This window comes from Peribacillus sp. FSL K6-5616, from assembly GCF_038008245.1.
GTDB classification, from domain to species: domain Bacteria; phylum Bacillota; class Bacilli; order Bacillales; family DSM-1321; genus Peribacillus; species Peribacillus frigoritolerans.
The window spans coordinates 2,061,085-2,073,698 of sequence record NZ_JBBOYT010000001.1 but is presented as its reverse complement, the minus strand read 5'-3'; the positions used below and the strand labels follow the sequence as shown (position 1 = coordinate 2,073,698).

10 protein-coding genes are annotated in these 12,614 nt (G+C 39.7%); all 10 read right to left on the bottom strand.

All coding sequences use genetic code 11. The features are described from left to right. Positions 1–88: 88 nt before the first annotated feature. Positions 89–682: a TetR/AcrR family transcriptional regulator gene (locus MHB45_RS10000; protein ID WP_072272984.1), complete on the bottom strand. Its 594-nt coding sequence runs from the start codon at positions 680–682 to the stop codon at positions 89–91. Positions 683–896: 214 nt separating this feature from the next. Next, complete coding sequence (locus MHB45_RS09995; RefSeq protein WP_048684488.1) at positions 897–2,885, bottom strand: acetoacetate--CoA ligase; 1,989 nt, start codon at positions 2,883–2,885, stop codon at positions 897–899. Between the two features lie 109 nt (positions 2,886–2,994). Further along, a complete protein-coding gene (locus MHB45_RS09990) occupies positions 2,995–4,257 on the bottom strand; it encodes a sensor histidine kinase (RefSeq protein ID WP_048882898.1) in 1,263 nt (420 codons plus the stop codon). A gap of 392 nt (positions 4,258–4,649) precedes the next feature. Beyond that, positions 4,650–4,931, bottom strand: a complete 282-nt coding sequence (locus MHB45_RS09985; protein WP_081088601.1) for a (2Fe-2S) ferredoxin domain-containing protein — start codon at positions 4,929–4,931, stop codon at positions 4,650–4,652. A gap of 677 nt (positions 4,932–5,608) precedes the next feature. Then, positions 5,609–6,751, bottom strand: coding sequence for an acyl-CoA dehydrogenase family protein (locus tag MHB45_RS09980; protein ID WP_072272983.1), 1,143 nt, complete (start codon positions 6,749–6,751; stop codon positions 5,609–5,611). Between the two features lie 116 nt (positions 6,752–6,867). Next, positions 6,868–8,115 (bottom strand): GTPase family protein, encoded by a 1,248-nt coding sequence (locus MHB45_RS09975; protein ID WP_048684495.1) that lies wholly within the window; start codon positions 8,113–8,115, stop codon positions 6,868–6,870. A 111-nt stretch (positions 8,116–8,226) separates the two neighbouring features. Next, positions 8,227–8,988, bottom strand: a complete 762-nt coding sequence (locus tag MHB45_RS09970) for a helix-turn-helix transcriptional regulator (protein ID WP_054395858.1) — start codon at positions 8,986–8,988, stop codon at positions 8,227–8,229. A 323-nt stretch (positions 8,989–9,311) separates the two neighbouring features. Beyond that, positions 9,312–10,670, bottom strand: coding sequence for an IS1182 family transposase (locus tag MHB45_RS09965; protein ID WP_072272405.1), 1,359 nt, complete (start codon positions 10,668–10,670; stop codon positions 9,312–9,314). A 307-nt stretch (positions 10,671–10,977) separates the two neighbouring features. Beyond that, positions 10,978–11,724: a type I methionyl aminopeptidase gene (gene map / locus MHB45_RS09960; protein WP_048686380.1), complete on the bottom strand. Its 747-nt coding sequence runs from the start codon at positions 11,722–11,724 to the stop codon at positions 10,978–10,980. A 225-nt stretch (positions 11,725–11,949) separates the two neighbouring features. Further along, positions 11,950–12,570, bottom strand: a complete 621-nt coding sequence (gene cdaS / locus MHB45_RS09955) for a sporulation-specific diadenylate cyclase CdaS (RefSeq protein WP_221408391.1) — start codon at positions 12,568–12,570, stop codon at positions 11,950–11,952. Positions 12,571–12,614 lie beyond the last annotated feature (44 nt).

Genomic DNA, 12,614 nt, shown 5'->3' with positions numbered 1-12,614 from the left:
TCTATTTTTTTAGTTCATTAAAAATTGGCATTTCCTTTACAATCACAATGGTACGTCAGTACTAACTGTCATTATAATTATTCAAAAACTAGGGAGTCAAAGCCCTAGTAAATGTTTGCACACTCTCCATGATAAATACCTCCAGGGACACGGTTGGATAGTTCTCATCGGCATCAAGATTGTTCATAAAGGCACCAAAATTCATCATCATGAACGACAATGCCTGAAGCTCTGGGTCTGTGGGAATAAGCTTTCCTTTTTCATGCATCGTGTTAAAATAGTTTGTCAAAATTCCCAGTAACAGTCGGGGATGCTTTTGTGTTTTTTCTCGAAAACCAGGTAAATTGCCTTCCTCCTTGATACTTATCATAATCATTTTCCGGTTACGATTCATGATTTCATGATATGTTCGACTGATCAGTTGTAAATCTGAATGCAAATCCCACACGATTTGCTCTTCATTAAAAAGTTTGGTCATCTCTTCAGCATAATGATATCGGTCAAATGCCGTTTCTAAAAGATTTTGCTTGCTTCCAAACCGACGGAATAGTGTTTTTTCACTAAAACCTGCGGAACCAGCAATTTCCTGAGTAGAAACACCATTGTACCCTTTCTCTGCAATTAGATCGATTGCCGCCAACAGCAGCTTATCATCGGTACTAAGCTTATTACTGCTATTCATGCTCTCACTTCCTCCGAATGGACTGTCAGTACTTACTGACTTTCCATTTTATTCTATTCATCTGTTTTTAAATTGTCAAGAAAATATTTCCAACAGTAATATATTTTTTACGATGGCAGGCCACTCCAGAAGAGTGAACCTTATTGGGGAATTAACACCAAGGCCATTCAGGAAAAACAAATAAAAGACGGAGCTTTTCTGCTCCGCCTGAATTCTAGAATATTTTTTTCTCATTCAACTCGAGTGCCAATTCTTTAAAATACTGTAGCGATTCTGGATTTCCCATGGAGTCTGCATTCACTACTTTATCAAACTCGAAACCTAATAATACTTTACGTATCGGGACTTCCATCTTCTTTCCGTTCAACGTTTTAGGAATTTGTCCAACGACATGGATTTGGTCAGGGATAAAGCGAGGGGATACATGCCCTCTGATTTGTTCCTTGATTTTTGCCGTCAATGCTGGATCCAGACTTTCCCCGGGCTTTAGGACTACGAACAACAGCAGTGAGGAACCGCGGCCAAGCACTTCCCTATCAATGACTAGGCTTTCCATCACCTCGTCTATCGCTTCGACGACCCGGTAGATATCGCTAGTTCCCATCCGTACACCAGAACGATTGATGGTCGAGTCGGAACGTCCATAAATGATACAGCTGCCCTTGTCGTCGATCTTTATCCAATCACCATGTTTCCATATACCAGGATACGTATCGAAATAACTCTCGTAGTATCTTGTCCCATCTTGATCATTCCAGAAATATAGCGGCATGGACGGCATCGGTTTGGTAATGACCAATTCCCCGACTTCATTAATCAATGTTTGACCATGCTCATCAAAGGCTTCCGCACAAACACCCAATGCCCTTCCTTGTATCTCTCCGATTCTCACGGGCAATATTGGAACTCCGCCTACAAATCCGGCACATACATCGGTCCCGCCACTGGATGAACTGAGCCAGATATCCTTTTTGACATTTTCATACACCCATATATAACCGTCTCCAGATAATGGAGCTCCAGTGGAAAAAAGAGCCTTCAATTTCGATAAATCATATTTTCCCAGAGGCTTGTTTCCTAACTTCATGGAATTCGTAAGGAATGGTGCACTTGTTCCAAAGAAGGTCATGCCTGTATCTTCCGCCAATTCCCAAAGAACCTCCATATTCGGAAAAGAAGGACTGCCGTCATAAAGGACGATGGTACCTTCATTTAGCAAACCACCCATAAGGAGATTCCACATCATCCAGCCTGTCGTCGTAAACCAGAATACGGTATCCTCGGAAGTCAAGCCTTGATGGATTCTTGTTGATTTAAAATGCTCCAATAATATACCGCCATGCCCTTGTACAATCGGTTTTGGCATCCCGGTTGTACCTGATGAATAGAGAATCCAAAGCGGATGATCGAAAGGAACACTTTCAAAAGATAATTCTGCCTTTTCTTTTAAAAGGTCATCCCACGGAATCGTATCTGTCAGACTCACTTCCAAAATCTTCTTTTCTATGTAAGGAACCAGCACGGTATGCTTAACAGAGACCAATTCCTGTTTAAGCTGTGAGACGACTGGTGTTTTATCATGTACATTTCCATTGTATTGATACCCATCAACCGCCAGTAATACAACCGGTTCAATCTGTTTGAAACGATCTATGACACTTCTTGCCCCAAAGTCAGGTGAACAACTGGACCAGATGGCACCAATGCTCACAGTTGCCAAGAAAGCTATCACCGCTTCGGGTATGTTTGGCATATAGGCAACAACACGGTCACCGGATTTCACACCAAGTTTCCTTAATGAATGGGCGACAGAGGCCACTTTTTCTTTCAACTCTTTCCAGCTAACCTCTTGCTGCCTAATATGTTCGGAACGAAAAAATATCGCCGTTTTCTCTTCTTGATCATTCAATAATGCATTTTCAGCATAATTAAGCCTTGCCCCCTCGAACCATTTCGCACCTGGCATAGATTGCTCCGCTAAAACCCTGTCATATTTCCTGCCGGCTTTTACATCACAATAATCCCAAATTGAAGCCCAAAATTGCTCCAGTTCATCTACCGACCATTTCCATAATTCATGATAATCATGAAATGTTAAACCTTTCTTTTCTTTTAACCATTTCACATATTGCGTCAATACCGTTTGCTCGATTTGTTCCTTTGTCGGTTCCCAAATGATTTGTCCATCTGTAAGCGATTTCATTCAATCATCTCCCTTAGGTATCAAATGCGTCATTGAATTATTTCATAATAATTGGTAATTTACTTAAATTGTAATCTATGAGTTTTAAAACTGTCAATTTACACTAAACTCAATTAGGCTCGTATTTATGTATGGGCAGGTTAATGGAGAAACATGTCCCTTTCCCTTGTACACTTGACACATGTACCGTACCATCCATGCTTTTGATAACGCTATATGAAACCATCATGCCCAATCCCGTCCCTTTATTTTTTGTCGTGAAGTAAGGCTCACCTAAACGATATATTTGTTCCTGTGTCATTCCAATTCCCTGATCTTGGATCTTAATTTGGATGGTGGAGGCAGCATGAATCAAATGTACGTATATTTTGCCATCATGGTCCATCGATTCTATGCCATTCTTTAAGATATTGAACAAACTCTGCTGGAATTTCTTCCTTTCCCCCATGATATAATAAGCTCCATCTTCGAATAAGGATAACTTCAATTCTGTTCCATTATTGTCAGCCAGGGGTTTTATGCTGTTCACGACATGCTGAATTTCCTCCGATACCTTTAATCGCTCCGTGTTTTCAGGGCTTATGGCAGCAAACGTCAAATAATCATTAATGACATCCGTGGCCCGATCTAATTCCTTCAATGCAATATTTGCATATCTGATCTTTGTATGGGAAGAAACGTCTTCGCTTAACATTTGTATATAGCCCCTGGTAACTGTAAGGGGATTTCTGACTTCATGAGATATGCTTGCAGCCAGATGGCTAACGATTTGCAATTTTTCCGCTTTCACTAATTTTTCGAGAACCTGAAAATTAGTGAGGATGACCTCCCATAGTAAGATTACAACAACGATTCCAATGACTTGGATCGTGAAGTATTGTTTCCATAGACTTATGCCGATAGTAAGTTCAAATACTACTGTTGAAATAAACTGCGTGAGAATATGTACAATGAAGATTAATGATATACCGATGAGAATTTTTTTACTGACAGAGAGTTTCAAATAGTATTTAGATATAAAAAACAAGGAAACACCCACAAGTGGAAAAGTGATGCATGATATGTAAAATCCATTATCACCCCCTGATAAATAACGGATAATAAGAGTGATGACTATCAATATGATTCCTAACCGATAGCCTCCATATAAACCGCCTAACAGAAAAGGGATCCATCTAAGGTCCCAAACAAAATCCTCTTCTATTACAACGGGAAATAGCATGCATAGAACAAGTGAAAGAATAGGGAAAATCGATAGGAAGGATCCTTTTAATGCATCTAAACGGTATACGTACTTCACTAGATAGCTCATTTGCAATAAAAAGATCGGAAAAAGGATAAGTAAAAAGTTAATCAGTAAATCTTTGGTCATAAGATTCATTTCTACACCGAACTTTCGATATTTTTCGAATATTTAGACAGGTATATCAATCATAACAAGATAGATAATGATAAGCTAGTGAAATTATTATGAGGAAAATAAAAGTTACCTCTTCCTCCATCCAGGAAAGAAATTGAGGTAATGTTATATAAAAAATACCCGTTCTTAAAGATCGGGTAGGTACTTTTTTCCATATTGGTAAAACTGTTGAATTTTCCAAGAGAACAATTTTCAATTACCATTATTTTCAATTAGTATTAATGGGGAGAATTATCGACTGATTTGTTAAAAATGATCAGTCCACTGAATATCGAAATTTTTTTCTTCCAGAAAAGCGTCCTATACAGAAACCCTTTTTAGATATAGAAGTGAGATGTTACAGTTCATTCACTCTGCTGGTTCTTGAATGTTTTCCCATCATGGTAATAAAGTTCAGAACCTAGATGAACATTGTCATTTTCTTTCAATTGACGAATAAGTTCTTTACTTTTTGTTTTATTCATTTCTTTATACCAGGTTCCTTGTGGATATAGAACAGCAATCGGACCATGCTTGCATTGGCCGTTGCATAATGTTTTTGTTGTGTGAATCTCCTTTTGTAGTTCTAAGTTTTTCAATTCCCCTCTAATCGTCTCTGTTACTTCTTCTGCCCATTTTTCGTACATGTTTTCCCGTTGCAAATTAATAGATGTTTGCTAACCCCATCTAAGTTCATATAAATTCCCCTTTTTCCTTATTATTTGGCCTCTATAACGAATGGATAGCACTAGACTTTACCATAAAATTTAAATTCTCCTCAAATTTTTATCAACCTCAAACTCTATCGGACTAACCTGATAGCAAGGTTTCCGGGTTTACTATCAACAAACACATTATAAGAGTATTCAGGCAGTCGAATTTCAGAGTATAAACGCCATTTCCTTTTTCCTCAGGATTGTATGGAAACAATTAACGACCAGGGTAATGATAAACCATACAAATTATAAACCATACCCCGGTAAAGTATATGTTACTCTAAAAGAAATCGTACTACAATTCGCACGTTCTTTTTTTAATGTTATGGTACATGTCTGGATTAAATTCCACTTCAAAGGTTCTTTTCTCTACACTACCTTCAATCGCTTTATTGCACTGCCCATAAAACATAAAAAAGCCAAGCACCGATTCAGAGATTTTCTAATACTATTTTTCTCCACACTCTAGAAGTCTTACATGTGTACGAAAAAAGACTACACCTAAAAACTGTACTTAAAACGAAAACACAAAATAATGTTAGAAAAAGAATAATAAAAAACACTGAAACGATCATTTCAGTGCCATCAAAAAAATATTTGAATAAGAATTAATAAAGAGCTGATTTTGCGAGCATGGTGATTGTCGCATCATCCATCGGAGGATTATGAAGTCCTGCGCGTACATCCCTATAGTAGCGTTGCAGGGGATTGTTTCGTTGTAAACTTTTGGCTCCGACGACTCTCATCGCTTTATCGACGATGGAAATCGATTTGTTGACGACCGATAACTTAACTGCCCCCAATTGCTTCGATAATTCATCATGATTTTCAGGCTGCCGCACCCATTTTTCTGCGACAGAGTAGAGGAAATGGTGTGCTTCACCCAATTCCAGTTCCATCTCCCCAATTGTGCGTTGAACATTCGGAAGGTCCCTGATTGGTCCTGGTAAGCTATTCGGAGAATAGGTTTTCGCAAATTCGACTGCGTAATTTCTGGCAGCCACTGCGATTCCCAAGTAGCAAGCCGGTATATGTAATAGCCACGCTTCAGGTTTTCTTTTTTCACCAGGATTGCTTTTCATGACATAATACTTTTCAGGCAGGCTGACATCTTTTAACACCAGATCATGACTTCCTGTCCCCTGCATGGAAATCATATCCCAAGTTTCTTCTATACTTACACCCTTTACATCACGATGAACTAAAAATGTGCCAAGTCGCTCATCCTCGGGTACCCATGCCGTTACTAGAAAAATATCAAGGACGGGAGAGAGTGTAGTAAAAGTCTTTCTGCCATTCAAATTCCATTGATTACCCTTTTTGATCGCGATGGTTTCCGGTCGGCCTCCGCGCGTCGGGCTCCCCGTTCCAGCCTCAGATGCTGCCGTATTGATTAGTGCACCTTTCGAAACTTCATCATACAATTCTTTCATGACTCCTTTTTCCCATGGTCTCTTCTCCGATAAGGAAAGTACCGTTCCGACATGCCAGCCTATTCCTAAGGCTGTTGGGCCGCAATATTGAGCTATTTTTTCTTGGCATAGGAGAAAATCATATAAGGAACCGCCATATCCGCCATGCTCTTTAGCTAAAGTTAATTGGGGGTATCCGAATTCCTTTAACTCCTGAATGTTTTCATAAGGAAATCCCTTTGAATCATCAAGTGCCTCAGATCGGCCGGTAAAGGACTGAATCGCTTCCTCTAATTTTTGTATATATTCTTTTTGCTTCTGTGATTGAAAAAACGACATGAAGATCATTCCTCCTCTAGTAAACAAAAATCTTGAACCATCCAGCAGCAGAAACAGAACGGCTAACTCCACTTTATCATATCACCTTAGTGTAGTTTATGGTTCGAATCTGCACATTAAGAGTCAATGTCTTCATTTTTATATTCTTTGTTCGCGTTCTTGTAAGCCTCCTTCGCCTGATCAATATTTTTGTTTTCGAGAAAGTAAGCTATCGCGGCTTGCCCGATTCCATAAGTGACGGCACCCGCTACCGCACCGGAAACGACTAGACCAGCTCCTGGGATGAAACGGACTGCAGCCCTGACACCTTCCCTGACAAGGAGTCCGATGCCAACATTGATTCCTAACGCTGCAATGAATTCACTTGCCGTTTTCGTATTGATTTCTTTATCCGCGATAAAACCAATCACCACAATCATCAAACCCTGAATGCCGGTCAAAATGGGAAAATCGGCAAAAGGTATTGGCTCTGCACCGATTAGACCTGCGATTGCCGTAAACGTTCCCACTATCGTCCGCGCGAATTTCTTCTTAACGAATTGGCTCTGCATCGCTTTGGCAGTCTTCAGCTTCGCCTCACTGGGTAAGGCCTCAATTAAGTAATCAGAAAGCAAATCTATGTTCCAACGCATATCATATTCAATATTTCCGCTTTCATCAAAATCAATATACGAACAAGTAGGAATAATGTTCAAAAGTGGTATTTCACTATCTTTAAATCGTTTTGACATCAAAACGATGGCTTCATCAATATTCTTTTTTTTCTTAGGATTGGCATCAAAAGGTACTTGTTTATAATGTGGCGGATCTAATTCATCCACTTGTGTGACCACACAGATGACAGGAACATCATAATGGTGATTCTCTTTAACGATCTTGCGCAGCTTATTCAATTCTTGTAAATCTTCTTCAATTCGTGAATCCGCTTCTTTTGCTTTAATCAAGAAAAGAAACACATCAGGCTGTTCTTCAGTCACCGCTTTTATCAATTCATCCAATGGTGTATCTTCTTCGAACTCTTCCGTAGGAGCTTCACTCTCACCCAGCCCGCGTGAATCCAGTAAACGAATTTTGGGTTCGGCATCACTCGGGTACCATAACCATTTCCCCTTACCCGTTCCAGATTTAACGGAACTGACATATTGCCGTTCCTGACCAAACATCGCATTGATCAGTGAGGATTTTCCAGACCCTCTTCTTCCGACAAGAGCAATTCGCGGTTCCCTTGCATCAACAGTCATCGTTTTCAGCTTTAAGAGCTGGTCGAGCATTTTGGTTTTTTTCGATTGTGAAATTGGGAGCTTATCTACCTGGCCTTTAATGAAACTGAATATGCTTCCCATTTCATCTTGTTTTTCCGCCATCACTCATTCCCCCTTTTTAAGAAGTGTCTTAAGTAACATTTACCCTTGAGCAATTCAATTTAAGCATGTAACTTCATTCTCCTTGCAAATTAAGGGGTTCCATTTCTCTAATCAATAACTCTTTTCTTTTAAGAACATAACGACACTGGCCATGTATTTTTGAATTTCCTGGACTTGAAAGGCCGCAGAATCCGCAATCTGTTTGTAATGATGCTGTCCTTCATCGGTTATTCGTAAATACCGTTTAGTTCGTTTTTCACTTTCCCACCTGCCGACAAGTAGGCCGTTCTCTTCCATTTCATGAGATAAATCGTATAAATAGCCGTTAGAAGCGATCCAACCGAACTGATTTTTAAGCAGATCGCCAATTTCCCCCATATAAATGGGTTTCTTAGTGAAAGCGGCTTTTAAAGTTACATAACGGACAAGATCCTTCACCGATATTATTTTCGAGAAATAAGACCTGTATTCTTCTGGAAGCTCATTTACAACCGGTGGGTTTTCACCAGATCCCCTTAAATCGAACATGAAGCGATCAATGACCTTTTTCACTTCGGAAAACCGTTCCAGGAAATTTTCTTGATACCATATGTAAAGCTCTTTGCCTTTTTCCGTTATTTGATAATAATTTCTTCCCTTATTCGTATATAATGATAAATGATTGGATTCGACTAGCGTATTCGATATTTTACATAAATAGTCATAGCTATGCACTTTTCCAGTGAACGTATTTTTCAGGTCCTGATGAATCGCCCTTGGATAATTCGCTTTTATCCTCAAAGAGTGAAGTAAGAAAATCGTTAAAAATTCGCGCTGGCTCAACCCCACGGTTTCTACCGTCGCAGACAGTTTCTCCCCTTTCTTCACAGTCATTCCCCCCTTAATACTGTATATAATTAAATATTTCTTCCTTCCCCTTATTATCCTGTGCTGCCACATAATAGTAAAGTTTTTAATGCCAAACTGCCTAGTACCAATTTTTTGGATTCGATCTATTGTGGGATAGGAGAATTCCGAATATTCTGTCGAGGTTTATTGTGAAATAGTTTAAAACTAAAAAAGAAACGGCCTATGATAAGGCCGTTTCAGTTTGTAGACAAAAGGGGTTCGGAATTAAAAAATTCTGAACCCCTTTTGAAATTCCCTTTGAATTTTCGCCTAAAGTTTAGAGATTGGGGCTCTACGAGCCCACTATGTTAGGCCATTTTTGGACCTTGCCATGTCCAATTGGCCATCTTCTTTAAATTAATGGCAGCGAAAGTAAGCATCGCCTGCATCGACAATTTTTTAAGTCCCCTTAAAGTAGTCCAACGCATACCATGCTTTTCTTTTGCATCTGCGAATACACGCTCAATCGTTTCTTTACGTTTTGCATATATAGGTTTTACATCTTGATGATGACGCAGATGATCTGCTTCTTCCACATGTGTTTGCCAGATATGCCGTGTCACCACTTTTTGACAGTCTTTGCTTTCTGTACACCGAGATAAAAATGAGCATGTTGTACAAATTTGTTTTGGCGATTTGTACTCGCGATAGCCCTCTTTATTTGTTGTTGAGTACTTTAAAGTTTCGCCCGAAGGGCAAAGGTAACAATCAAAATGTTCATCGTATACATAGTCCTGTTTGCGGAAAAATCCTTCTTTGGTGCGAGGACGTGTATAAGGTAAAGCCGGTATGATTTCTTTGTTAAATAGGTAGCTTGTAATCGCTGGTGTTTTATAAGCTGCATCTGCGGCAACGGCTTCCGGTTTTCCAACTTTCTCAATCACTTGTTCAACTAGTGGCTCTAAGATCTGACTGTCATGTGTATTTCCAGGTGTTACAATCGTTCCCAATACAAAACCGTTGCGGTCTGCGGCCGCGTGGAATGAATAGGCAAACTGTTTTGTTCGTTCATCTTTCACATAGTAGCCACTCTCAGAATCCGTTGTACTTTCTTTAATCTCTTTGGTCTCTTCTTTATCAAATTTATCTGGTGGAAAAGGCTTTTTTCCATGGTTTTCACGATCTTGATTGATTTCTTCTTGAAGACGTCCTTGATACGCTCGTGTTTCTTTACGAACGATTTTCTTTTCAAATTTCCGTTTATTCGCACTGGCTTTCACATGTGTGGAATCCACGAAAACGTGTTCAGCACTTATTAACTTTTTATTAGCAGCTGTCATTAAAATGCGATAGAAAATCTGTTCAAACAGATCTGTATCTTTGAAGCGTCGCTCATAATTTTTCCCGAACGTAGAGAAATGAGGTACTTTATCATGGAAACCATAGCCTAAGAACCAACGGTAAGCCATATTGGTTTCAACTTCTTCAATCGTTTTACGCATGGAACGAATACCGAAGGTATATTGAATGAAAGTCAGTTTAACTAAAATAACTGGATCAATACTTGGGCGTCCTACCTCTGAATACATATCTTTCACCAAGTCATAAATGAAAGTGAAGTCAATGGCAGCCTCCATTTTACGAACCAAATGGTTCGGTGGCACCAGTTGATCTAAAGTAATCATTTCAAGTTGATCTCGCTGAATAGAATCATGTTTAGAAAGCATCCTCATCACCTCAAGTTTTAATACTTCTATTTTAAAACAAACATGACTCCAGGCAAAAGTGTTCTATCTAAAAGGTAAGACAAAGTTGATTGGAACGGAAGGTACGAGACTCCTGCGGGAAAAGCGCGTCTAGGGGAGACCCCGCAGGCGAAAGCCGAGGAGGCTCCCCGACCGCCCGCGGAAAGCGAGTGCCTGGAGTGGAAATCAACGTCCAAATTGTACAAGCCATAAAAATAGACAAACTCGATTTTCATCGAGTTTGTCTACAGTCTGAAACGGCCTATGATAAGGCCGTTTCTTTTTTTTCTTACTGTTCCGTTAAAATGATCGGATCTTCTTTTGTAATGACGAGGGTATGTTCATATTGGGCGGAAAGCTTTCCATCTGCCGTTCTCGCCGTCCAGCCGTCTTGGTCCATTTTCATATGCCATGTTCCTGCATTCAGCATAGGCTCGATCGTGATGACCATGCCCTCTTTTAAACGGGCACCTTTACCTGGCTTACCATAATGTAGGACGGTAGGGTCCTCGTGCATGGTTTTGCCGATTCCGTGTCCTGTAAAATCGCGGACAACAGAAAACTTTTCACCTTCTGCATATGACTGGATTGCATGCCCGATGTCCCCGAGACGATTTCCTGCCCGTGCAACTTCAATGCCTCTATATAAAGCATTCTTGGTTACATCCATTAAGCGCTGAGCTTCTTCGGAAACTTCTCCGACTGCATATGTCCAAGCTGAATCCGCCAAACCGCCGTTAAGGTTCACCACCATATCGATCGTGACGATGTCTCCCTCTTTTAGGGCTTTCTTTTGCGGAAACCCGTGACAAATCACATCATTCACTGATGCACATGTTGCATATTTATAACCGTTATAGCCCTTTTGTTCTGGGGTAGCACCATGCTCTGCCAAGTACTTATCTACAAATTCTTCGATTTCCCAAGTCGTGATTCCCGGTTTTATCATTTTTGCAATTTCTCTATGCGTCGCAGCAAGAAGTTTGCCCGCTTCATGCATCAAATTTATTTCTCGTTCACTTTTAATGGTTATCATGTAAAATCCTCTTTCGTTTTATAACTTATCTGCTTGAGACTCCTTATTTATCATATGCCTTTTTTTATATAAAAAGCAACCAAAAACCCGGTAAAAATCACCGGGTTGATGAATTCATGAAATTTTCTGTACCTGTAATTCTGATAAATTAAGCTATAAATTACAAAAGCCTAAAAAGGATCTAGCGATTACTTATTTACCCGATTAAATATTCCAGGTGTGAATCTATATAGGCCCGTGTGTATTAATTGGGTACAGTTTCCCATTCAATGCAAATGAAACTCTTCCTGTTTCCTCTGATACTACCAATACAAGGGCATCACTCCGTTCAGATAAACCTAAAGCAGAGCGGTGGCGTGTTCCCAGTTTCTTTCCCCCGGTTGACCTGTCTGAAAGCGGAAGGACATTTGCTGCGGAAACAATCTGATTTTGACTAACCAAAACGGCACCATCATGCAGTGGATTTCCAGGAAAAAAAATCGATTCCAATAAAGAATGGGTTAACTCCGCTCCTATTGAAATGCCGGGTTGAATCAATGAATCAAGGGGATCTCCCCGTTGAATTACAATCAACCCGCCATGTCTCAAATTCGATAAATTTTGAACGCAAGTTGATAATTCGGGATATTTGTCCGTAAATGGTGACAAATAACAGTTTAAATAAAATGTTGCTGCTTTCATATCAATGTATATGAATTTATCCTTTATTTTCTCGAAATTTCCAAGAAGACAATAATTTTCATCACCCATTGCTTCTAAGTTATCCTGTAATGCCGATATTACTTGGCGTATCTCCTCTTTTAACGTTTGTTTCATTGGTGAAAAATCACAATGGCCATTATTCACAGGCATGCACCTCCCTTTAATTATTCGACATCTTAATTGCCTCT